A 22,041-nucleotide genomic window follows, 5' to 3' on the forward strand; every position below is an offset into this window, starting at 1 on the left:
CCGGCGACCGGGCCGGGCCGGGGCCGCCCGATGAGCCCGTTCCTCGCGGTCTTCCTCGTCCTGGTGCTCGGTGCCACCAGCTACGCGGCCGGACGGCTGCACGGGCAGCTCAGCTACCGCATCGGCTACCGCTTCGGCTACCGGCAGGGCTACTTCGACGGTGACCGGGGCGCCTGGAACCGGCGTCGACGCGACGCGCAGGCAGCGATCGCGTCGGCCCTGTCGGTGCCCCCGGCCGACGTGACGCGCCCGGCCGGCACCGTCGCCCGTCCCGGCACCACCTACACCGGCTCGTCGTTCACCGCGCCGGCCGCCCCGATCACCGGGCGGCACCCGACCGGCACCCTGGTTCGACGGTCCGGCTGAGCCGGCCGGCGGGCCGCCGCTAGCGCGGTCCCGTCGACCGGCGCCACGATCGCGGTGCGTCGTCCGCGGCGGACACGCACCGTCGGGGTCACGTCAGACCGGTGACGGTGACCCCACCGGCCGGGATGCGCGCAGGGGGCATGCATCCCGGCCGGATCCGCCGCGTCCACTCCGGGTGTGCCCCGTGCCTGTTCACACGCCCGACTTCGGAGATCCACGATCGCCCTCTAGCCGCGACGGTCCGGCGCGGCTAGCGTCTAGTCATGGCACGGGGTTCTCCCGAGCCAGCCGGTCCGCCCGGCTCTGCGACCTCGCACACGGGGTTCCGCATCCGACCCCGTGTCCCCGGGCACCGGAGGAGGCGGAACACGGGTGGCGGGTGCCCATCCGTCGGAGCAGGCCTGTGACGACTCGCCGTACCACCGCCGGTGCCGATCAGACCCCGGCCGCGACTGCCACGACCCGCCGCGCCACCAGGAGCCGCCGTACGGCGGCGACCGCGCCGGCCGACCCCAAGGAGCCGCGACAATCGGGCCAGGCGTTCGTCCTGGACACGTCAGTGCTGCTCTCCGATCCGGCGGCGTTCCACCGGTTCGCCGAACACGAGGTGGTGCTGCCGCTGGTGGTCATCACCGAGCTGGAGGGCAAGCGGCACCATCCGGAGCTGGGCTGGTTCGCCAGGCAGTCGCTGCGGATGCTCGACGAGCTGCGCGTCAGGCACGGCCGGCTGGACACGCCGGTGCCCGCCAACGACGCCGGCGGCACCCTGCGGGTGGAGCTGAACCACACCGACGACGGAGTGCTGCCACCCGGCTTCCGGACCGAGAGCAACGACGCCCGGATCCTCTCCGTTGCGCTCAACCTCGCCGCCGAGGGGCGGGAGGTCACGCTGGTCAGCAAGGACATGCCGCTGCGGGTCAAGGCCGCCTCGGTGGGCCTGCGGGCCGACGAGTACCGGCACGGTCAGGCCAGCGACCCGACCTGGACGGGCATGTCCGAGCTGGAGCTGGGTGAGGAGCAGATCTCTTCGCTGTACGCGGGGGAGACGCTCGACGTGGACGAGGCGGCCGGGCTGCCGTGCCACACCGGCCTGGTGCTGCACTCGACGCGCGGCTCGGCGCTCGGCCGGGTGCTGCCTGACAAGTCGGTACGCCTGGTCCGGGGGGACCGGGAGGCGTTCGGGCTGCACGGCCGGTCGGCCGAGCAGCGGGTCGCCCTGGACCTGCTGCTCGACGAGTCGATCGGGATCGTCTCGCTGGGCGGGCGGGCCGGCACGGGCAAGTCCGCGTTGGCGCTCTGCGCCGGCCTGGAGGCGGTGATGGAGCGGCGCCGGCACAAGAAGGTGATCGTGTTCCGCCCGCTGTACGCAGTCGGTGGCCAGGAGTTGGGCTACCTGCCGGGTTCGGAGTCGGAGAAGATGTCGCCGTGGGCCCAGGCGGTCTTCGACACGCTCGGAGCGGTGGTGCACGAGAACGTGCTCGAGGAGGTCACGTCGCGGGGCATCCTGGAGGTGCTGCCGCTGACCCACATCCGGGGGCGCAGCCTGCACGACGCGTTCGTGATCGTGGACGAGGCCCAGTCGCTGGAGCGGGGGGTCCTGCTGACCGTGCTGTCCCGGATCGGGCAGGGCTCCCGGGTGGTGCTCACGCACGACGTGGCCCAACGGGACAACCTTCGGGTGGGGCGGCACGACGGGGTGACCGCCGTGATCGAGGCGCTCAAGGGTCATCCGCTCTTCGCCCACGTCACGCTCAGCCGTTCGGAGCGGTCGCCGATCGCCGCGATGGTGACGGATCTTCTGGAAGACATCCCGTTGTGATGGTGCTTTTGTAGGGGTTTATCCCTATTTTTTGTGTGGCGCAGATCACAAAGCGCTCGGTCCGTTTCCCATCGGTCTCACTGTGCGCGATGGTGTCCCACGAGCGCCCACGCACCATGAGCATCGTTGACGATCGTTCGTCCCGGGACGGACGGCATCGGCGAAGGTCGGTGCGTCGGCGCGACCGGCAACCGGTCGGGGCGCTCGTGGCACGGCCGACGGCCAGATGTGGCCGGGGCCGCGCCGCGTCCTTGCCCCCGACGAAGGGACCTCTTCGTGAGTCGGCTGTGGAGCCGGTTGGGCGCCCGTACGGCCGCTGTCGCGCTGCTCTCCGTTGGCGTCGCCGGTGGCTTCTACCTGGGCGAAGACCGGGAAACCCAGCAACAGGGCCTGACCGAACAGGTCAGCCTCGAAGTCGACAAGGCCGACCTCGCGTACCAGCGCGAGCGGCACGCCGCCCGCCAGGTGCAGTTCTCCAGGCAGCGGGCCGCCGAGTACCAGGCCAAGCTGCGGGCGGCGCAGGCCGCCAAGGAGGCCGCCGAGCGGGCCCGCAAGGCCGAGGCCGCGGCGGCGTCCCGCAAGCGCGAGCGCGACGCGGCCAACGCGGCAGCCAAGCCGTACAACGGGCCGATCCCCGCGTCCTGCGCGGAGTACAGCGGCAACCGCAAGACCGGGTGCGCGCTGATGATCGACGCGGGCTTCGGCATCGCCGAGTTCCCGTGCCTGGAGAAGCTCTGGACCAAGGAGAGCGGCTGGAACCACAAGGCCAGCAACTCCTCCTCCGGCGCGTACGGCATCCCGCAGTCGCTGCCGGGCAGCAAGATGAGCTCGGTCGCGGACGACTGGCGTACCAACCCGGCCACCCAGATCAAGTGGGGGCTGGGCTACATCAAGGGCAGGTACAAGACGCCCTGTGGCGCCTGGAACTACTTCCAGAACAACGGCCACTACTGACATCGTCGACGGCGGGGCGGGTGGACGACCACCCGCCCCGCCGTCGCGCGTCCACCCGGTGGGCGTACGGGACGCGAGTGGCGGCGGATCCTTTTTGCTGATAGCAGTTGGGGGGTGAGCCTGCACCCGCCAAACGGCGACCCGTCCCGGTTCGGCACCGAGGCGTTCTACGCCTCGCTCGGCCGGGCCTTCGTCGCCATGTGCGCGGTGGTCCCGTTCCTCTTCCTCATCGAGGCCGCCGACCAGGGCCTCGCGTTCGGCCTCGACGCCACGGCCGGCATCATCCCGCAACGCATCGACGGGCTGGACGGTGTCTTCTTCTCACCATTCCTGCACCACGGCTTCGACCACCTCTACAGCAACAGCATCCCGCTGATCCTGCTGGGCACGTTCGTGCTGGCCGCCGGTGCCCGTCGGTTTCTCTGGTCGACCCTGATCATCATCCTGGTGAGCGGGCTCGGCGTCTGGTTCACCGGCTCGCCCAACTCGGTGGTGGTCGGCGCCAGCGGGGTGATCTTCGGTTACCTGGGCATCCTGCTCACCCGGGGCATCGTCGAGCGCAGCTGGTGGAACTTCGCGGTCTTCCTGCTGGTCGGCCTGCTCTACGGGTGGCAGCTCGTCGGCATCCTCCCCACCGACGAGCGGATCTCCTGGCAGGGGCACCTGTTCGGGCTGCTCGGCGGGGTGGTCGCCGCGATCCTGTTCCGTCGCCGCCGGCCGAGCGTCGACGGGCCGGACTACTCCGGGTCCCCGCTCAGCCTGCCCTGACCTGCTCGTCGGCGCGCCTCTGGGACATGCTTGCCCGACCGCTACCACCCGCCTACGGTCGAGATCTGCAAGCGTTGATCCGTGAGCGGAAAGCGACGGTACGCCATGCCTGAGGTCGACATCGCCGTGATCGGGGCCGGGCCGTCCGGCCTCTTCGCCGCGTACTACGCCGGGTTCCGCGGGTTGTCGGTGGCGGTGATCGACGCGCTGCCCGAGCCAGGTGGTCAGGTCACCGCGATGTATCCGGAGAAGATGATCCTGGACGTGGCCGGGTTTCCCGCCGTCAAGGGCCGGGACCTGGTGGCGAACCTCGTGGCCCAGGCGGCGCCGTTCGGCCCGCAGTACCTGCTCAACACCCGTGCCGAGAAGCTCTCGTACGCCGACGAGCGGCCGGTGCTCGGCCTGGCCGGTGGTGAGCAGCTCGGCTGCGGCGCCGTGGTGGTCACCGGCGGGCTGGGCAGCTTCAGTCCCCGGCCGTTGCCCTGCGCCGACGCGGCTCCCGGGAGCGGGATCGTCTACTTCGTGACCGAGCCGGCGGAGCTGACCGATCGGGACGTGCTGATCGTCGGTGGCGGTGACTCCGCCTTCGACTGGGCATTGGCTCTGCAACCGCTGGCCCGTTCGGTGACTCTCGTACACCGGCGGGAGAAGTTCCGGGCGCACGCCTCGACTGTCGCCCGGGTGCTGTCCCTGCCGGTCCGGGTGGTGGTCAACGCCGAGGTCACCAGGCTCTTCGGAGAGGGCGCGGTGACCGGGGCCGAGGTGACCGTACGCGGTGGCGCGACCGAGACGTTGCCTGTCGACACGGTGGTCGCGGCGCTCGGCTTCACCGCCGATTTGGGCCCTCTCGCCGAATGGGGACTGCGGCTGGACCGCCGGCACATCCTGGTGGACAGCGCCATGGCCACAAACCTCCCCCGGGTCTTCGCGGCCGGTGACATCACGGAGTACCCGGGCAAGGTCCGGCTGATCGCCACCGGCTTCGGCGAGGCGGCCACCGCGGTCAACAACGCGGCGGTGGCGATCGACCCGAGCGCGCATCTCTTCCCGGGGCACTCCTCCGACGCCGGCTGACCGTCGGTATCGGACACTGACCGCTCCGTGTCCGGATCGAGACAGGCCGCCCCGACCCTGGGGGGATGTCGGATCCCGAGACACCACGCGACGGCGCGCCGACGACGTTGTCCTGGCTCTGCCATCCCAGCACCCTGCTCGCGTTGGCCGTGCTGGTGGTCAACGACCACGTACTGAAGGCGGCCTTCCCGGGCCTGCTGACCGGCAAGCTGAGCGACGTCGCGGGCCTGGTGCTCACCCCGCCGCTGGTCGCGGTGCTGCTGACCCTCCTGGTGCCGCGGTTGCCCGCCCGGGCCGCCGCGCTTGTCGCCCTGGCGTCGGTGGGCGCCGGGTTCGCGGTCGTCAAATCCAGCGGGTACGCCGCCGAGCTGGCCTCGTCGGCGTGGACCGTGCTGGCCGGTCCGTCGCTGGTCCGGGCCGATCGGACCGATCTGCTCACCCTGCCCGCGCTCGCCCTGGCCTGGTGGAGCTGGACGCGTTCGCGCCGCCGGCCGGTGCGTCGACGGACCGCCCGGGCGGTCCGGCTGCTTGTGGTGCTGCCGCCCGCGGTGCTGGCGGTGGCCGCCACCAGCGCGGTCTACTACCCCTACGCCGTGGGCACCGCGTTGCTCGACGGTCAACCGGCCATCTCGGCCGGCATGGGATACGACAGCCAGGACTGGCCGACCCGGCCGGCCGACGGGTCGTGGTTGGTCAGCGAGAACCGGGGGATCACCTGGCGCAACGCCACCCTCGACGAGGAGCGGCGGCTGTCCGGCCAGGGCGCCGGGCAGCGGCAGGCGTGCGTGCCGGCCGAGCCGCAGCGGTGCTACCGGGCGGTCGAGGGTCACCTGCGGGTGGAGCAGAGCGACGACGCGGGTACGACGTGGCGGGTGGCGTGGGAGGTGTCGGACGCGCGCCGCGAGGGGCTGGCCCGCCAGTCCTACAACCCGGGTGACGTCAGCCGGCACTTCGCCTCCCGGGACCTGATCGTCTATCCCGCCGCCGGCGGAGGCCACGAGGTGCTTGTCGCCAACGGCCGGGACGGCATCCTGCACCGCGGGTCGGATGGCGCGTGGCAACGGAAGGGCTTCCTGGAGGGGCGGTTCTCGGAGGAGGCCCGCTGGGAAGATCCGCCCCCGCTGGACGGCGGTCCCGGTGACCGCGGGACGGACCTGCTGCTCGCCGTGGCGCTCGCGCTCACCCTCGGCTGCGCGGTCACCGTGCTCGCCGGTCACCTGGCGATCCGTCGCGGTGAGGGTCCACGCTGGTGGGGGTTCGCCGGCGGCCTGTCGATACTTGTCGCGGCGAGCCCGTTGGCCGCGGTGTGGGACCGGGAGGACGACGGCCTCACGTTCATGGCCCTGGCGGCTGTCACGCTGCCGATGGGCGTGCTGGCGGCGGTGGCTCTGCTCGTCCGGGCCCGTTACCAGGGCGCGTCATCCCGGTGGATCGGTTGGGCGCTGACCGGGCTTCTGCTCACCGCGCTCCTGGCCGGGTTGCCGCTCGTCGGTTGGCTGTTCGGCAACCCTCCGCAGGGCAGGGTCACTGTGGCGATCGCCCTACTGGCCACGGTGCCGGGTGTGTTGCTGGCCATCCGGATCTCCCGCTTTGTCGACCCGGCTCGCGCGTACGAACGCCGGTACCGGCCGCGCCCGCCGTACCCGCCCTATCCGAACGCGCCCTACGCGTATCCGCCCTCTCCTCATCCGCCGCACCCTGCGGGCCCACCGGCGGTGCCGGATCCGCCCTACCCGTCGCAGCTGCCACCGCGCTGAGCAGGTCGTCCGGCGAGCTGCTGCGTCGTGCGGTCCGGGGGCGGCCCGGTCAGCGGCGGGCGGGAGGCGCCAGCGCGGCGATCAGCACGGCCACCATGGTCAGCCCGGCGCCGAGCAGGGTGTTCGGCCCCGGGTGCGAGGCAGCCGTGGGCAGCACCAGGTCCAGCAGGACCGCCCCGACGATCTGACCGGCGATGGTGGCCAGGCCGAGCAGCAGGACACCTGTGAAACGCACTATCGCGGCGGCGATCGCGATGAACACGATGCCGATGGGGCCGCCCAGGTAGAGCCACGGCTCGCTCGGCAGGTGACCGGTCGGCCAGCCGCGTACCGCGATGTCGATCGCGAACGCGACGAGCAGGACTGTCGTGCCGACGGCGAAGTTGACGAGGGTGGCGGTCAGCGCGTTCCCGGCCGCCGCCCGGACCCGCCCGTTGACCGCCTGCTGCCAGGCGGTGCCCACCCCGGCGAGCAGCGGAAGGAGGGCCAGCAGCAGCGTGCCGGGTGCACCCAGCCGGTCACCGACCGCCAGGACGACCGCGAGCACGGTGAGCACCGCACCGGCCAGCCGTTGCCGGGTGACCGGTTGTCGACCGGTCGGACCGATGCCGGCCCGGTCCACGGCGAGGCTGCTGCCGCTCTGCCCGGCGACCACGGCCACGGTGAAGACGGCAACCCCCAGCGAGCCGATGGTCAGCCCCTGGGAGGCGACCAGGAACGCCCCGCACATGCCACCGAGACACTGCCACGGCCGGAGTGTCCCCGTGGCGAGCGCCCGCCGCAGCGCGACCAGGCCACGCCGCCCGCCGGGGGTGGCGGGTACGAGCACCAGCAGCACCAGCAGACCCAGCCCGAACGACACCACCGCGGCGGCGAACCCGTCGGCCAGGCGTACACCCAACTCGCCGTTGATGCGGGACTGCACCGCCACCGCGACCCCGGAGAACGACGCCAGCGCGACGCCGGCGATCCGGCGCGTCGCGGAGAGGGCCTGCGGTGTCGCGGTGCCGGTGTCGATCACTCCTGCTCGGCCAGCGGTCGGCCGTCGAAGTCGACGGCTGAGTAGAGCGCCAGCTTCTCCAGACGGTGGTACGAGTCGATCACCCGGATCGTGCCGCTCTTGGAGCGCATCACGATCGACTGGGTGTACGCGCCGCCGGCCCGGTAGCGCACCCCGCGCAGCAGGTCGCCGGAGGTGACACCGGTGGCCACGAAGAAGCAGTTGTCCCCGGTGACGAGGTCGTCGGTGCCCAGCACCCGGTCCAGGTCGTGCCCTGCGGCGAGCGCCTTCTCCCGCTCCTCGGCGTCGCGCGGCCAGAGCTTGGCCTGCATCGCCCCGCCCATGCACTTCAACGCGCAGGCGGAGATGATGCCCTCCGGGGTGCCGCCGATGCCCATGAGCACGTCGACGTCGGACTCTCCCCGCGCCGCGGCGATCGAACCGGCGATGTCGCCGTCGGAGATGAAGCGGATGCCCGCCCCGGCCCGGCGGATCTGCGTGACGAGGTCGTCGTGGCGGCTGCGGTCCAGCACACAGACAGTCACCTCGGAGACGTCGGTGCCCTTGACCTTCGCGATCCGGCGCAGGTTCTCGGCCACCCCGGCGTTGATGTCGATCACGTCCGCGTACGCCGGGCCGACCGCGAGCTTCTCCATGTAGAAGACAGCGCTCGGGTCGAACATCGCGCCCCGCTCGGAGACGGCGAGCACCGCGAGGGCGTTCGGCATCCCCTTGCTCATCAGCGTGGTGCCGTCCACCGGGTCGACGGCGACGTCCACCTCCGGACCGGTGCCGTCGCCCACGTGTTCGCCGTTGAAGAGCATCGGCGCGTTGTCCTTCTCGCCCTCGCCGATCACCACGACACCGCGCATCTGGATCGAGTTGATCAGCTTGCGCATGGCGTCGACGGCGGCTCCGTCGCCGCCCTCCTTGTCGCCCCGGCCGACCCAGCGGCCGGCGGCCATCGCCGCGGCCTCGGTGACCCGGACCAGGTCGAGGGCAAGGTTGCGGTCGAGATCCTGTGGGATCCGCGTCCTGGTGTTCGTCATGACGGCTCCTCCTCGCGACGGTGCGGGGACGACCGGTGGCAGGGTGTCCCCCGCCGCCGGCTTTGTCGCTGATCCTCACACGATGGCCGACCGGGCGTCGGCGCGGGGCGGTGATGGCCCGGATACCGCCGGTCGGGCGGCTGCGAAGATGACGGGGTGGAACCCGCACAGCCAGCTGACCGCGTACCCGCCGACCGCACACCGCCGGAGGGCCAGCCGCCGGCCGGCGTCCCCGCCGGCCCCGGCGGTGAGCCTGCCGCGACAGTCCCGACGTCCCCGCCGGACGGCGAGCCGGCGCTTGTCGAGCCCGGGCCCACCGCCGAACCGGCCCGGCGCGACGCCGGCACCGAGACCGGTGAGTGGCCGGCGCCGCCGCCACGACGGGAGGCCGCCAGATCCGAGCGGTCGCCGAAGGACATGGCGATCTCGCTGCTGGTGCTGCTGGTCCCGATCGCGCTGCTGCTGGCGTTCTACCGGGGGTTCCTCGGCGGCGATCAGGCCACCACCGTCGACCCGGCCCCGGCGATCGAGCAGGCCCGCTCGGCGAACGTGTTCCCGGTGAGCCAACCGCAGGGGCTCGGCTCCGACTGGCGCACCGTCAGCGCCCGCTACCAGACGGTCGACGGGGGCGCGAACCTGCGTATCGGTTACCTCACACCGGAGGGGCGGGGCGTCCAACTGGTGCAGAGCAGCGTGCCGGCGGAGCGGCTGCTGCCCGCCGAGCTGACCGACCAGGGTCAGCCGCAGGGTCCGACCGAGCTGGCCGGGCGGACCTGGCAGCGCTACACCGCGCGCGGCAACCAGCAGGCACTCGTTCTGCTGGAGCCGACCCGTACGGTGCTGGTCATCGGCGACGCCCGGGACAACGAGCTACGCGAACTCGCCACCGCCCTGCGCTGAACGGATTCCGCCGATCGGCGGACCCGGACGGCAGCGAAGATCCGTTACGCTCCCACGGCTCAGATCCGGCAGATGTCGCAGCCGGATATTTTTCCCCTGTCTTGGAGTGGAATCTTCGTGAACATTCGACGGTGGAGCTACGGCTTCCTCGCCGCCACCCTGCTCGTGCCGGCTCTCGCCGCGTGCGGCTCCGACACGGACGACAAGCCGGCGGCCTCGGGTTCGTCCCCGTCCGCGCCGGCGGTCCCGGCCGACCCCAAGGAGGCGCTGCTCGCCTCCACGAAGGAGCTCGGCAAGGGCGACTTCACCTTCACCGTGGCCGGCGCCGACACGACCGGCGGCGGTCTGGTGCACAAGCCGAGCAACAGCGCGCAGTTCACAGTGAAGTTCGGTGACGCGTCCGAGGACGTGTCGATCGAGATGGACATGATCTACATCGACTCGGAGAGCTGGGTGAAGATGGACATGGGCGGTGCCATGGCCGCCGCCATCCCCGGCGCGACGAAGAACAAGGGCAAGTACCAGCACCTCGACAAGACCAAGATCAAGGATATCAAGGATCTCCAGCTGGACCCGGAGACGCTTGACCCGCTGGCCAGCGATGCGCTGGTCAAGGGTATGACCGAGGTGCAGAAGACCGGCGAGGGCGCCTACGCCGGCAAGATCGACATCACCGCCGCCGCCACCGACTCGGCCGCTCTCGACGAGGAGGTCGTGACCGCCCTGGGTGCCCAGGCCAAGGCGCTGCCGTTCACCGCGAAGCTCGACCCGCAGGGTCGGCTCACCGAGCTGGTCATCTCGGTTCCGGCCGCCGGTGAGACCGCCGCGCACGAGGTCAAGATCGGTTACACCGGCTACGGGGCCGGCGCCGGCGCGAAGAAGCCGCCGGCGGACAAGGTCGTCGAGGCTCCTGCCGAGACGTACGAGATGTTCAAGTAGGTCTGATCCACGGAACCGGGGTGGCAGTTGGCCGCCCCGGTTCCGCCTTTCCGGACCTCACCTTTTCGAGCAACCGGACAGAAGGGTGATTGTCCGACGGGCCGGCAGGGAACAGAGAGGGGGTGACCCTGGGCACGTTGCTCGGCCCGGGTCGCGCGGCGCAGCCGACGGTGCTGCTGCGTCGCCCGGTTTCCGGCGCCGTTCAGGTCGTCGGGTGACCCTCTTGGGAGACACGCATGACTGTTCGACGACTCGGCGCAGGCCTGGTAGCCGCCGCCCTGTTCACGCCCGCCCTGGCCGCCTGCGCGAGCGGCGGCACCGGCACCGCCGGATCGACGGCGTCCCCGACCGTGAGCGCGTCCGGCTCGGCGAGCCCGTCCGGCGGAGCACCGGTGGCGGGTGATGCCAAGCAGGCGCTGCTCGACTCCACCAAGGAGATCAGCAACGGCAACTTCCGGTTCACCCTCACCGCCGCCGGCTCCACCGCCGAGGGGCAGGTGCACCAGCCGAGCCAGAGCGCGGCCATGAAGATCGCCATCGGCGGCCCCTCGTCCGACCTGGCGATGAAGCTCGACGTGATCCACTTCAAGCCGGACAGCTGGGTCAAGCTGGAGCTGACCGGCCCCACCGCCAACAGCCTGCCCGCCATCAAGCAGCTCAACCTGGGCAAGTACCAGCACCTCGACCAGGCCCGCATCAAGGGCAACCGCAACCTCGGCTTCGACTTCGACAAGGTCGACCCGGCCGGCAGCGCCGTGCTGACCCAGGGCATCACCGAGGTACGCAGCACCGGCACCGGCACGTACGCGGGCACCATCGACGTCACCAAGGCCGCCGAGGCCGGCTCGCTGAACGCCGCCACGATCGCCGCGCTGGGCACCCAGGCGAAGACCGTCCCGTTCACCGCGAAGGTGGACCCGCAGGGCCGGCTCAGCGAGCTGGTGTTGCAGCTCCCGGCCGCCGGGCAGACCGCCGCCCAGGAGATCAAGATGACGTACTCCGACTACGGCACCGCCACCGCCGCGCAGAAGCCGCCGGCGGACCAGGTCGTCGAGGCGCCGGCCGAGCTGTACAGCCTGTTCAACTGACGCTCGTACGGGTGGGGTGGCTCCGGCCATCCCACCCGACGCTCAGGAGGCCTGCTCCTGCCGGGCGGAGTCGATCCGCGCCCGGGCGCCGTCAAGCCAGCGCTGACAGATCACCGCCAGGGCCTCACCGCGCTCCCAGAGCGCCAGCGACTCCTCCAGGGACGTGCCGCCGGCCTCCAGCCGCTCGACCACCGACGCCAGCTCGGCGCGGGCCTGCTCGTAGCTGAGCCGCTCGTCCGGCCCCGCCTTCGTGTCGTCAGTCATCGCGTCCCATCTCAGCACACCGCGTTGGTCTCATCGCGCCCACCACTCAGCCGTCGACCGTGGCGGCCAGTTCGCCGTCGGCCAGTCGTACCCGCAGCGGGTCGCCCTTACCGACCTCGGTCGCCGCGCGCACCACGTGGCCGTCGGCGCGCTGCACGATCGCGTACCCCCGGTCGAGGGTGGCGGCGGGGGACAGTGCGCGCAGCCGGGCCAGGGTGTGCCGCAGCTCGTCCTCGGCACCGGCCAGCCGGTGGTCCAGGCAGCGTCCGGCCCGTTGGCGCAGCGCGGCCAGGTCGGTCGTCCGCTGCTCGACCATCACCTGGGGTCGGGCCAGCACCGGCCGGGACCGCAGACTGTCGAGCCGGTGGGCCTCCCGGTCGACCAGGTTGCGCACCGCCCGGTGCAGCCGGTGCCGGGCCTGGCCGATGAGGCGTACCTCCTCGGTGAGGTCGGGCACCACACGCTTGGCCGCGTCGGTGGGGGTGGAAGCCCGGACGTCGGCCACGTAGTCGATCAGCGGCGCGTCCGTCTCGTGGCCGATGGCGCTGACCACCGGCGTACGGCAGCCGAACACCGCCCGGCACAGCGCCTCGTCGGAGAAGGGCAGCAGGTCCTCGATGCCGCCGCCGCCCCGGGCGATGATGATCACATCGATGGTCGGGTCGGCGTCCAGCACCTTGAGCGCGTCGACGATCTGCGGAACGGCGGACGGGCCCTGCACCGCCACGTTCACCGTCCGGAACTCCACCGCCGGCCAGCGACGCCTGGCGTTGGTCAGCACGTCCCGTTCGGCAGCCGAGGCGCGCCCGGTGATCAGCCCGACCCGGCCGGGCAGGAACGGCAGCCGGCGCTTGCGGGCCCGGTCGAAGAGCCCCTCGGCGGCGAGCAGCTTCTTGAGCTTCTCCAACCGGGCCAGCAGCTCACCCAGGCCCACCTGGCGGATCTCGTCGGCGCGCAGGCTCAGCGTGCCCCGGGCGGCGTAGAACTCAGGCTTGGCGTGCAGCACCACCCGGGCGCCCTCACGCAGCTCAGGCGCACCGATGTCGAGTACGTCCCGGTTGGTGGTGACGGTGAGGCTCAGGTCGGCCGACGGGTCACGCAGGGTGAGAAAGACGGTGCTGGCACCCGGCCGGCGGCTGATCTGCGCCACCTGCCCGTCCACCCAGACCCAGCCCAGCTTGGCGATCCAGGCGCCCACCTTCTGGCTGACCACCCGAACCGGCCACGGCTCCTCAGCGCTGCTCCGCGCCCCCTCAGTCACCCGCCCACCCTACGACCCACCCCACCCTGGCCCGTCGATCATGAAGTTGTCGCCCCTCCGGGCTGGCGCGTCGGAGCAACAACTTCATGATCAACGCGGAGGGGGGTGCGAGGCGGCACGTAGGATGGACGGGTGACTGATCTCCGGACCGGCAAGCGCGTGCTCCTGGCCAAGCCCCGCGGCTACTGCGCAGGTGTCGACCGCGCCGTGCAGACCGTCGAGGAGGCGCTGAAGCTCTACGGCGCCCCGATCTACGTCCGCAAGCAGATCGTGCACAACAAGCACGTCGTGCAGACCCTGGAGGCCCAGGGTGCGATCTTCGTGGAGGAGAACGAGGAGGTGCCCGAGGGCGCCACTGTCATCTTCTCCGCCCACGGCGTGGCACCGGAGGTGTACGAGCAGGCCAAGGCGCGTTCGCTGAAGGCGATCGACGCGACCTGCCCGCTCGTCACAAAGGTGCACCAGGAGGCGAAGCGGTTCGCCGCCGAGGACTACGACATCCTGCTGATCGGCCACGAGGGGCACGAGGAGGTCATCGGCACCGCCGGTGAGGCTCCCGCGCACATCCAGCTGGTGGACGGCCCGGACGACGCCGACAAGATCACCGTCCGCGACCCGGAGAAGGTGGTCTGGCTCTCCCAGACCACGCTCTCGGTGGACGAGACGCTGGAGACGGTGGCCCGGCTCAAGCAGCGGCTGCCCCTGCTCCAGTCGCCGCCCAGCGACGACATCTGCTACGCCACCTCCAACCGGCAGCACGTGGTCAAGGAGATCGCCGCCGACTGTGACGTGGTGCTCGTCGTCGGCTCGACGAACTCCTCGAACTCTGTCCGCCTGGTCGAGGTCGCCCTGGACGCCGGCGCCCGCGCCGGTCACCTGATCGACTTCGCCCACGAGATCGACGACGCCTGGCTGGAGGGCGCCACCACGGTCGGCCTGACCTCCGGCGCGAGCGTCCCGGAGGACCTGGTCAAGGACGTGCTGGCCCACCTCGCGGCGCGCGGCTTCGGCGACGTGGAAGAGATCACCACCGCCAACGAGCGGCTCACCTTCTCGCTGCCGCAGGAGCTCAAGCGGGACATGAAGGCCGCCGCCGCCGCGGCGCGCGGCTGAGGGAACGGCTCGGCGACGCGGCACGTCGGATACGGGTATGAGGATCCCTCGGCTCGCCGTACCCGCAATCGTGCTGTGCGCGGCACTTGCCGCCTGCGGCGAAACGAACGACCCCACCACGCCCGGCCCGAGCGCGTCGGCGACCGGCCAGCCCAGTCCGGAGCCGTCGCCGTCCACGGCCGTGCCGGCGACCCCCGGCCCGGGCGTGACCACCACGCCGACCCCGCCCGGACGCCCGAAGCCCGGTGGCCCCACGCTGCCGCCGCCGGTGGGCGCGACCACGCTCACCGGCACGGTCACCGCCGGGGTGGAGCCGAACTGCGTGCTGCTCGACGGCTACCTGCTGCTGGGCGGCCCCCGGGACGTGCTGCGCGCCGGCGCGAAGGTCACCGTCACCGGTCGGGTGGAGGCGGGCGTGATGACCACCTGCCAGCAGGGCACCCCGTTCCAGGTGGAGAACGCCCAGCCCGGCTGACTCAGGGACGGGTGGTCTCGCCGGCCGCCACCCCGTCGTCGGCCGCGTCGACAAGCTCGGGTGCCTGCGGTTGCCGGGGCGTCAACTCGACCTGCGCAGGCGTGGCCAACTCCTCGTCCGAGACACCCAGCTCGGCGAGCTTGCGGGCGCTGACAAGCACCCGGGCCTCCAGCGACCCGACCGCCCGGTTGTACGCGGTCACCGCCCCGGCCAGCGACGACCCGAGCTTGCCCACGTGGTCGCCGAGCGTGGACAACCGGCCGTACAGCTCCCGGGCCAGGGTGTGCACCGCCAGCGCGTTGCGGGCCAGCGCCTCCTGGCGCCACGAGTAGGCAACAGTGCGGAGCAGTGCGACAAGGGTGGCCGGCGTGGCGAGGACAACGTTGCGGGCGAAGGCGTGCTCCAGCAGCGACGGGTCACGCTGCAACGCGACGTCGAGGAACGGGTCGGCGGGCACGAACAGCACCACGAACTCCGGTGAGTTGTCGAACGCCGACCAGTACGACTTAGCGGCCAGGGCGTCCACGTGCCCGCGCAGGTGCCGGGCGTGCGCGTCGAGGTGGGTGTCCCGGCCGCGCTCGTCGCGGGCCTCCATCGCCGTCAGGTACGCGTCGAAGGGCGCCTTCGCGTCCACCACCACCGACCGCCCGCCGTGCAGCCGGACCACGAGATCCGGGCGGACGACCTGCTCGTCGGTGGCGGCCGTGACCTGCTCGGAGAAGTCGCAGTGCTCAAGCATGCCCGCCGCCTCGACGATCCGGCGTAGCTGGTGCTCACCCCACCGGCCTCGCACCTGCGGCGCGCGCAGCGCCGCCACCAGCTGTTTGGTCTCCGTACGCAGCTCGCCGGAGACCGCGCTCATCGAGCGCACCTGCTCCCGCAGCTCGGCGTACGCGTCGACCCGGTCGTGCTCCAGCTCGGCCACCCGCTGCTCGTAGCGCCGCAGGGTCTCGTGCAGCGGGGCGACCGCCCGGGCCACCGCTTCCTGGGACTGCGCGGTGGCCTCGTAGCTCAACGCCCGCATGGACTGCTCCAGCCGCCCCTCGCCCTCACGGGTGGCGGCCAGGGTGGCGTCGAGGCGGGCGATGTCGGCCACCGACCGGGACCGGGCCGCGAGCCAACCCACCGCACCGCCGACGCCGAGGCACACGATCACCAGCAGCAGCGTCGAGACGTCCATCACCGGAGCTTGCCAGACGGGTACGACGTGACACCCGGGGGTACGTTCGTTGACATGGAACTTGTGCTCTGCCTCGCGGTTGTGCTGGTCGGCGCGCTGGGCGCCGCGGCGCTCATCCGCGCTCAGGCCACCGCCCGTCGACGCACCGAGCTGGGCGACGCCCGCGCGGAGGCGCACCGCTGGTACGAGCGCCTCGGCGGCCAGTTGATGAACCTCCAGGGCGAGGAGCCGGCCGTCCGGCAGGCGCTCGCCGACGCCGGTGAGCGGTACAACGCGGCGGGTTCGCAGCTGGAGCAGGCGTCCACGCCGCACCAGTTCGCGCTGGCCCGCGAGACCGCGCTGGAGGGGCTGGCGTACATCCGGGCGGCGCGTACCGCGATGGGCATCGACCCCGGGCCCGAGCTGCCGACGCTCGCCGCCGCGCGTGGTGTCGGGCAGCTCACCAAGGAGCGCACGGTCGACGTGCAGGGCCAGACCTTCCGGGCCGGTCCGCAGCCGGGCCGGGAAACGCCCTACTACTACCCGGGTGGGCGCTACCAGGGCCGGCCGGTGCCGGCCGGCTGGTATTCGACGCCGTGGTGGAAGACGGCGCTTGGCGCGGGCGCCGGTGTACTGGGCGGCATCCTGATCGCCGACGCGCTGTTCTCGCCTGCCTTCGCCGACCCGGGGTACGGGTACGAGGAGGGCTACCAGGAGGGCTTCGGCGACGGAGCCGACCAGGGCGGGGACGGCGGCGACCAGGACTTCGGCGGTGACCAGGGCGGCGACGCCGGCGGTGACTTCGGTGGCGGCGACTACGCCGGCGGTGACTTCGGCGGAGGCTTCGGTGGGGGCGACTTCGGCGGCGGTGACTTCGGCGGGGGCGACTTCTGACAGTCGGTGAATGACATGCGAAACAGGCCCCGGTCGTGGTGACCGGGGCCTGTTTCGTCGTACCGACAGGTCAGCCGGTGTTGCGCATACCGGCGGCGATGCCGTTCACGGTGGTCAGCAGCGCGCGTTCCAGGGCGGTGCCGTCGCTCGGCGCGCGCCGGCCGCCCGGCGCGGTGGCCACCGCCCGGCCGGCGGCACCCGAGTCGCGGTACTGCCGCAGCAACGCCACCTGGAGGTGGTGCAGCGGCTCCAGGTAGGTGTCGCGGACCGCGAGGGTGCGCTGGAGCACTGGCGAGTTCTCCAGCAGGGCGGGGGAGGCGGTCACCGCCAGCACCTCCCGCTTGGTCAGCTCGTACTCCCGCTCGATCTGCTCGAAGATCGGGTGCAGCTTCTTCGGGACCAGCGTCTCGACGTACCGGCGGGCGATGCTCAGGTCGGTCTTGGTCAGCATCATCTCGACGTTCGACAGGAACGTGCGGAAGAAGTGCCAGTTGCGGTGCATCTCGGCCAGTACGTCGGCCAGCCCGGCCTCGCGGGCGGCGGCCAGACCGGAGCCGACGCCGAACCAGCCCGGCACGATCTGCCGGGTCTGCGTCCAGCCGAACACCCACGGGATGGCCCGCAGGCCGGACAGCCCCGCGCCGGTGTTCGGGCGCTTCGCCGGCCGGGAGCCGATGTTCAGCGCGCCGAGCAGCTCGGTGGGCGTGGACGCCCAGAAGTACGCAGGCAGGTCCGGATCCTCCACCAGCGATCGGTACGACCGGAATGCCGACTCGGACACCACGTCCATCGTCGCGTCCCAGCGTTCCAGCATCTCGGCCGGCTGCCGGGGTGCGGTGTGCAGCAGCGTCGCCTGGAGCACCGCGGCGAGGGTGAGTTCGAGGTTCTCCCGGGCCAGCGAGGGCAGCGTGTACTTGTCGGAGATCACCTCGCCCTGCTCGGTCACCTTGATCGCGCCGTCGAGCGTGCCGTACGGCTGGGCGAGGATCGCCTCGTGCGTCGGCCCGCCGCCACGCCCCACCGTGCCGCCCCGGCCGTGGAACAGCCGCAGGTGCACACCGTGCCGGGCGGCCACGTCCCGCAGCGCGCGCTGTGCCCGGTGGATCGACCACTGGCTGGTGGTGATCCCGGCCTCCTTGTTGGAGTCCGAGTAGCCGAGCATGACCTCCTGCACGTCACCCCGGGCCGCCACCAGCGACCGGTACGCGGGCAGGGACAGCAGCTCGTCGAGGAGTTCCCCTCCGGCGTTCAGCTCGGCGGGGGTCTCCAGCAGGGGCACGAAGCCGATCCGGGCCCGTCCGCTGTGCACGTCCACCAGGCCGGCCTCGCGGGCCAGCACCACGGCGGCAAGCACGTCGTCCACGCCCAGGGTCATCGAGATGATGTACGACTCGATGACCTCGCTGCCGAACCGGTCCTGTGCCTCACGGATCGTGCTGAACACGTCGAACGTCTTGCGCGTCGCCTCGGTGAGCGGAGTGTCCAGGGTGGACAGCGGCCGGCGGCCGGTCAGCTCGTCGGCGAGCAGCTTGGTGCGTTCCAGCCGGGTCAGCGCCGGGTAGTCGCCGACCTCGCCGACCGCCTCGTACAGCTGGGCGAGCACCGCGTGGTGCGCCTCGGCGTGCTCCCGGACGTCCATGGTGGCCAGGTGCAGGCCGAACGCGGACACCGTACGGATGGTGGAGGCCAGCCGGCCGACGGCGGTGAGCTGCCCGGAGTTGCGGGCCAGCGAGGCGCGCAGCAGCTCCAGGTCGGCGACCAGCTCGGCGGAACCGCGGTAGTCCCGTCCCGGGACGTGCGCGGTGCCCATGCGCAGCCGCTGCCGGGTGTTGGCCAGCTTCGCCTTCACGCAGCGGGCCTTGAGCCGGTACGGCTCCTCGGCGTTGACCCGGCGGAAGCGTTGCGCCACCTCGGGCAGCGCGTCCAGGTCGGCGGCGAGACTGGCGGAGAGGTCGAGCGACACCCCGCGCAGCCGGCGGGAGACGGACACCTCGTTGATCAGGTGGTCCATCGCCTTCTCGGTGGCCGCGATGCCGTGCTCGTGCTGGATGGTCAGCACCTCGCGGGTGACAGCCGGGGTGACGAACGGGTTGCCGTCCCGGTCGCCGCCGATCCAGGTGCCGAAGCTCAGCGGGCGGGCCGTCGGCGAGGTCTCCACGCCGAGCGTCCGCAGCGTGTCGGCCAGGTCGTCGAGCACCTGCGGGGCGGCCTCGGCGTACAGGTCGCGCAGGTAGTAGATGGCGTTGCGTGCCTCGTCGGTCGGGTCCGGTCGGTCCAGCCGCAGCTCGTCGGTCTGCCACATCAGGTCGAGCAGCTCGGCGAGGCGGCGGTTCGCCGGACCCTCGTCGCTGGCGCCGTAGAGGATCGCGTTCGCGGTTTCGGTGTCCAACTCGTCGGCGATGGCCCGCAACTTGGACAGGATCGAGCGGCGGGCCGCCTCGGTGGGATGCGCGGTGAAGACCGGTCGGACGGCCAGCCGGCGGGCGGCGTTGGCGATCTCCTCGGCCGGTACGCCGCGCTCGGCAATCATCTTGGCGGCCTGGTCCAGCCAGCCGCCCTGTACCGCGCGGCGGCGGCGCAGGTCGCGGGCGCGGTGCACCTGCTCGGTGATGTTGGCCAGGTGGAAGTAGGTGGAGAAGGCCCGCGCGAGCTTGGTGCCTGTGGTCACGTCCAGCCCGCCGAGCCGCTGGGCGGCAGCCGGGGCGTCGCTGCGGACCTGGGCGCGGATCTCCTCGACGAGGTCGAGCAGCGGGCGGCCCTCCTGGCGGGCCAGGGTCTGCCCGAGCAGGGTGCCGAGCCGGCGGATGTCGGCGCGCAGCGCGGCGTCCGGGCCGTCGTGGTCGTGCTGGTCGGTCACGATGCGCTCCTTACGTTGGTACGAAGGACAGCGCTGTCCGACTTCCTGGATCGTATCCGTGCCGACCCGGATGACAGGAGAGGGCCCGCCAGATCTACCGTCCCGGAAGGGCCGATTCCGACGTGATCTCAACCACCGTCCCGCCTCGGGGCGGGGTGGGAGGCGCCGGCCCGCCGGCCGCGGACCAGGCTGGCGGTGACCAGTCCGGCAGCGCCGAGGAGCGCCCAGAGGGCGAGCGCCGCCGCCGGCCAGCCCGCCGACCGCCAGTCGAAGTACACAGCCGCCTTGGTGAGGTCGTTGGCGAGTCCGGGGATGTTCCACTTGTGCATGCCGCGCAGGAGCGTGGGCAGGAACTCCGGCGCGTAGATGCCGCCCGAGCCGGGATTGCCGAGCACGACGAGCAGCAGGATGACGAGCGCGGTGCCGGCGACGCCGAGCCACCCCTGGATGGCGCTGGCGAGCATCGCGGCGGCGAAGACGGCGAGCGCGCCGATGGCGGCGATTGTCGGTACGTCGTGGTGCCAGATGTCCAGGCCGGGGCCGACCACGAGCGCGCCGGCGATGCCGAGCAGCGCGCTGTAGACCGCGAGCGCGGCGATCCGTAGCCCGGCCCGACGCGCCGTACGCGGGGTGGTGCCGGCGGAGATGCCGAGCACTGTGGAGGCGAGGTACCCGCCGAGCACGAACCCGACGTTCAGGTAGAAGGGCACCACTCCGCGCGGGTCGGCCGAGGGGACCGGCACCTCGTCGACGACCTCGAGCGGCGTGTTGGAGCGGGCCGCAGCGGTGGTCAGCACCTCACGGATCGCGCTTGTCGCGGAGGGGCCGGACGCGCTGGCGACGGTGAGGAGCAGACCGCTGTCCCGGCTGCTGAGCACCGCGTACACCGAGCGGCTGAGTAGGCCGTGCTCGGCGGCGTCCGGGTCGTCGTACCCGATGGGTTTGATGATTGTGCTCTGGTCGCGCACCGCGGCGAGCGTCGCCTCGGCGAGCTGGTCGCCGGCGGCGACGCCGACCGGCAGGTCCCGGGGTGTGGGTTGGTGCAGCGCCCCCACGTAGGCAGCGATGAACGCGGTGGCCAGCGCGAGGGTGCCGAGGAGCAGCCCGACGCTGCGCGGCGCCCAGTCGCGGGATCCACCGTGCGGCGTCTGATCCACCTTGTCAGCCTATGTGCCGGTTGGGGTTCCGCCGGGGGAAACCGTTTGGCCGGGCGGCTAGCTTCTGAGCATGGTGTCGCTGAGTTACCCGCCGAAACCACGGCCGGGCGACCGGGTCGCGGTCGTCTCGCCCTCCGCCGGCCTACCGGCCGTCTTCCCCCACGTGTACGAGTTGGGGCTGCGCCGGCTGCGCGAGGAGTTCGGCCTGGAGCCCGTCGAGTACCCGACCACCCGCGCTGCGGGAGCGGACCCGCGCGACCGGGCCCGTGACCTGACCGCCGCCTTCGCCGACCCGGGCATCACCGCAGTGCTCGCCACCGTCGGCGGAGACGACCTGATCACGGTCACCCCGCACCTCGACGACGACGTGCTGCGGGCCAACCCGAAGCCCTACTTCGGCTACTCCGACAACACGAACGTGCTCAACCACCTGTACCGGCTGGGGATCGTGGCGTACCACGGCGGTTCGGTGCTGGTGCACCTCGGCCGCCCGGGCGCGCCGCACCCGCTGACCTTCGACTCGCTGCGCGCCGCGCTGTTCACCACCGGCTGGTTCGACCTGACCCCCGCGCCGCTCTGGGGAGACCGGCCGAACCCGTGGCACGAGCCCGAGGCGCTGGCGTACGAACCGGAGATGCTGCCCGGCTCGGGCTGGCGCTGGCAGGGGCCGGCGCGGGTGGTGCAGGGACGCACCTGGGGCGGCTGCCTGGAGATCCTGCACTGGCTGATGGCCACCGACCGGGTGCCGACCGCCGACGAGCTGACCGGATCCGTACTGGTCTTCGAGACCTCGAACGAACTGCCCGGCGCCCGGGAGGTGTTCCGGATCGTGCGGAACATGGGGGAACGCGGACTGCTCGCCGCCTTCCCGGCCGTCGTCGTGGGCCGACCCAAGGCGTGGGACTTCGACAAGCCGCACTCGGTGCCGGAACGGCTCGCGTGGGGCGAGGCCCAACGCGACGCGATCACCCGTGCGCTCGCCACCTACAACCCGGACGCCGTGGTGGTCTTCGACGTCGACCTCGGCCACACCGACCCGCAGCTGATCATCCCGTACGGAGGGGAGATCCGGGTCGACGCCGTCGACCACCGGATCGCGGTGCGCTACTGACCGGTGCCGGCTCGGGCTGTCCCGTCCCGGCGCCGG

Annotated in this window: 20 protein-coding genes; 13 read left to right on the plus strand and 7 right to left on the minus strand. The window is 72.1% G+C overall.

What is annotated here, in order from left to right:
- The first annotated feature begins 30 nt into the window (after window positions 1-30).
- The 6 genes from ACFY1S_RS01955 (at window position 31) to ACFY1S_RS01980 (ending at window position 6,738) form a co-directional block, all read left to right on the plus strand.
- Complete coding sequence (locus ACFY1S_RS01955) at window positions 31-366, plus strand: hypothetical protein (RefSeq protein WP_387111750.1); 336 nt, start codon at window positions 31-33, stop codon at window positions 364-366.
- A gap of 403 nt (window positions 367-769) precedes the next feature.
- Window positions 770-2,185 carry a PhoH family protein gene (locus ACFY1S_RS01960; RefSeq protein WP_387111753.1) on the plus strand — a complete coding sequence of 472 codons (1,416 nt, stop codon included), beginning with the start codon at window positions 770-772 and terminating at the stop codon, window positions 2,183-2,185.
- Window positions 2,186-2,461: 276 nt separating this feature from the next.
- Window positions 2,462-3,139 (plus strand): transglycosylase SLT domain-containing protein, encoded by a 678-nt coding sequence (locus ACFY1S_RS01965; protein WP_387111755.1) that lies wholly within the window; start codon window positions 2,462-2,464, stop codon window positions 3,137-3,139.
- Between the two features lie 114 nt (window positions 3,140-3,253).
- Window positions 3,254-3,907, plus strand: a complete 654-nt coding sequence (locus ACFY1S_RS01970; RefSeq protein ID WP_387111758.1) for a rhomboid family intramembrane serine protease — start codon at window positions 3,254-3,256, stop codon at window positions 3,905-3,907.
- A gap of 105 nt (window positions 3,908-4,012) precedes the next feature.
- Window positions 4,013-4,981 carry an NAD(P)/FAD-dependent oxidoreductase gene (locus ACFY1S_RS01975; protein ID WP_387114236.1) on the plus strand — a complete coding sequence of 323 codons (969 nt, stop codon included), beginning with the start codon at window positions 4,013-4,015 and terminating at the stop codon, window positions 4,979-4,981.
- A 65-nt stretch (window positions 4,982-5,046) separates the two neighbouring features.
- The gene (locus tag ACFY1S_RS01980) at window positions 5,047-6,738 is read left to right on the plus strand and encodes a hypothetical protein (protein ID WP_387111760.1); all 1,692 of its coding nucleotides are present in this window, start codon (window positions 5,047-5,049) and stop codon (window positions 6,736-6,738) included.
- Between the two features lie 49 nt (window positions 6,739-6,787).
- On the opposite strand, the gene ACFY1S_RS01985 is transcribed toward ACFY1S_RS01980, so the two are convergent.
- Complete coding sequence (locus tag ACFY1S_RS01985; protein ID WP_387111762.1) at window positions 6,788-7,759, minus strand: DMT family transporter; 972 nt, start codon at window positions 7,757-7,759, stop codon at window positions 6,788-6,790.
- Window positions 7,756-8,787, minus strand: coding sequence for a class II fructose-bisphosphatase (gene glpX / locus ACFY1S_RS01990; RefSeq protein ID WP_357992627.1), 1,032 nt, complete (start codon window positions 8,785-8,787; stop codon window positions 7,756-7,758). The genes ACFY1S_RS01985 and glpX overlap by 4 nt, the downstream gene beginning before the upstream one ends.
- Window positions 8,788-8,943: 156 nt before the next feature.
- On the opposite strand from glpX, the gene ACFY1S_RS01995 reads away from it, so the two are divergent.
- The 3 genes from ACFY1S_RS01995 (at window position 8,944) to ACFY1S_RS02005 (ending at window position 11,714) form a co-directional block, all read left to right on the plus strand.
- Window positions 8,944-9,687: a DUF4245 family protein gene (locus ACFY1S_RS01995; RefSeq protein WP_387111766.1), complete on the plus strand. Its 744-nt coding sequence runs from the start codon at window positions 8,944-8,946 to the stop codon at window positions 9,685-9,687.
- A 117-nt stretch (window positions 9,688-9,804) separates the two neighbouring features.
- Complete coding sequence (locus ACFY1S_RS02000) at window positions 9,805-10,626, plus strand: hypothetical protein (protein ID WP_387111769.1); 822 nt, start codon at window positions 9,805-9,807, stop codon at window positions 10,624-10,626.
- A 236-nt stretch (window positions 10,627-10,862) separates the two neighbouring features.
- Window positions 10,863-11,714, plus strand: coding sequence for a hypothetical protein (locus ACFY1S_RS02005; RefSeq protein ID WP_387111771.1), 852 nt, complete (start codon window positions 10,863-10,865; stop codon window positions 11,712-11,714).
- 42 nt (window positions 11,715-11,756) lie between these two features.
- On the opposite strand, the gene ACFY1S_RS02010 is transcribed toward ACFY1S_RS02005, so the two are convergent.
- Window positions 11,757-11,978 (minus strand): exodeoxyribonuclease VII small subunit, encoded by a 222-nt coding sequence (locus tag ACFY1S_RS02010; protein WP_364368042.1) that lies wholly within the window; start codon window positions 11,976-11,978, stop codon window positions 11,757-11,759.
- Window positions 11,979-12,024: 46 nt separating this feature from the next.
- Window positions 12,025-13,239 (minus strand): exodeoxyribonuclease VII large subunit, encoded by a 1,215-nt coding sequence (gene xseA / locus ACFY1S_RS02015; protein ID WP_387111775.1) that lies wholly within the window; start codon window positions 13,237-13,239, stop codon window positions 12,025-12,027.
- Between the two features lie 132 nt (window positions 13,240-13,371).
- Between xseA and ACFY1S_RS02020 the strand changes: the two genes are divergently transcribed.
- Both ACFY1S_RS02020 and ACFY1S_RS02025 read left to right on the plus strand, forming a co-directional pair.
- Window positions 13,372-14,352, plus strand: a complete 981-nt coding sequence (locus ACFY1S_RS02020) for a 4-hydroxy-3-methylbut-2-enyl diphosphate reductase (RefSeq protein ID WP_387111778.1) — start codon at window positions 13,372-13,374, stop codon at window positions 14,350-14,352.
- Window positions 14,353-14,389: 37 nt separating this feature from the next.
- Window positions 14,390-14,827 (plus strand): hypothetical protein, encoded by a 438-nt coding sequence (locus tag ACFY1S_RS02025; protein ID WP_387111780.1) that lies wholly within the window; start codon window positions 14,390-14,392, stop codon window positions 14,825-14,827.
- A gap of 1 nt (window position 14,828) precedes the next feature.
- Here ACFY1S_RS02025 and ACFY1S_RS02030 read toward each other — a convergent pair whose 3' ends face one another.
- Window positions 14,829-16,007, minus strand: coding sequence for a DNA recombination protein RmuC (locus tag ACFY1S_RS02030; RefSeq protein WP_387111783.1), 1,179 nt, complete (start codon window positions 16,005-16,007; stop codon window positions 14,829-14,831).
- Window positions 16,008-16,061: 54 nt separating this feature from the next.
- Here ACFY1S_RS02030 and ACFY1S_RS02035 point away from each other — a divergent pair, with 54 nt between their 5' ends.
- Entirely contained in the window at window positions 16,062-16,880 is an 819-nt protein-coding gene (locus tag ACFY1S_RS02035) for a hypothetical protein (protein WP_387111786.1), read from the plus strand.
- A 70-nt stretch (window positions 16,881-16,950) separates the two neighbouring features.
- On the opposite strand, the gene ppc is transcribed toward ACFY1S_RS02035, so the two are convergent.
- Both ppc and ACFY1S_RS02045 read right to left on the minus strand, forming a co-directional pair.
- The gene (gene ppc / locus ACFY1S_RS02040) at window positions 16,951-19,737 is read right to left on the minus strand and encodes a phosphoenolpyruvate carboxylase (RefSeq protein ID WP_387111789.1); all 2,787 of its coding nucleotides are present in this window, start codon (window positions 19,735-19,737) and stop codon (window positions 16,951-16,953) included.
- 128 nt (window positions 19,738-19,865) lie between these two features.
- Window positions 19,866-20,894: a hypothetical protein gene (locus ACFY1S_RS02045; RefSeq protein ID WP_387111792.1), complete on the minus strand. Its 1,029-nt coding sequence runs from the start codon at window positions 20,892-20,894 to the stop codon at window positions 19,866-19,868.
- A 70-nt stretch (window positions 20,895-20,964) separates the two neighbouring features.
- Here ACFY1S_RS02045 and ACFY1S_RS02050 point away from each other — a divergent pair, with 70 nt between their 5' ends.
- Window positions 20,965-22,005 (plus strand): S66 peptidase family protein, encoded by a 1,041-nt coding sequence (locus ACFY1S_RS02050; RefSeq protein WP_387111795.1) that lies wholly within the window; start codon window positions 20,965-20,967, stop codon window positions 22,003-22,005.
- Window positions 22,006-22,041 lie beyond the last annotated feature (36 nt).

The sequence above is a fragment of the Micromonospora sp. NPDC000663 genome, from assembly GCF_042898105.1.
In the GTDB taxonomy this organism is placed as follows: domain Bacteria; phylum Actinomycetota; class Actinomycetes; order Mycobacteriales; family Micromonosporaceae; genus Micromonospora.

Excerpts from the sequence above, each read along its gene's own strand:
- ACFY1S_RS01955 (WP_387111750.1), top strand. The coding sequence starts at position 31 with ATGAGCCCGTTCCTCGCGGTCTTCCTCGTCCTGGTGCTCGGTGCCACC.
- ACFY1S_RS01975 (WP_387114236.1), top strand. The coding sequence starts at position 4,013 with ATGCCTGAGGTCGACATCGCCGTGATCGGGGCCGGGCCGTCCGGCCTC.
- ACFY1S_RS01980 (WP_387111760.1), top strand. The coding sequence starts at position 5,047 with ATGTCGGATCCCGAGACACCACGCGACGGCGCGCCGACGACGTTGTCC.
- glpX (WP_357992627.1), bottom strand. The coding sequence starts at position 8,787 with ATGACGAACACCAGGACGCGGATCCCACAGGATCTCGACCGCAACCTT.
- ACFY1S_RS02005 (WP_387111771.1), top strand. The coding sequence starts at position 10,863 with ATGACTGTTCGACGACTCGGCGCAGGCCTGGTAGCCGCCGCCCTGTTC.
- ACFY1S_RS02010 (WP_364368042.1), bottom strand. The coding sequence starts at position 11,978 with ATGACTGACGACACGAAGGCGGGGCCGGACGAGCGGCTCAGCTACGAG.
- ACFY1S_RS02025 (WP_387111780.1), top strand. The coding sequence starts at position 14,390 with ATGAGGATCCCTCGGCTCGCCGTACCCGCAATCGTGCTGTGCGCGGCA.
- ACFY1S_RS02030 (WP_387111783.1), bottom strand. The coding sequence starts at position 16,007 with ATGGACGTCTCGACGCTGCTGCTGGTGATCGTGTGCCTCGGCGTCGGC.
- ACFY1S_RS02035 (WP_387111786.1), top strand. The coding sequence starts at position 16,062 with ATGGAACTTGTGCTCTGCCTCGCGGTTGTGCTGGTCGGCGCGCTGGGC.
- ACFY1S_RS02050 (WP_387111795.1), top strand. The coding sequence starts at position 20,965 with ATGGTGTCGCTGAGTTACCCGCCGAAACCACGGCCGGGCGACCGGGTC.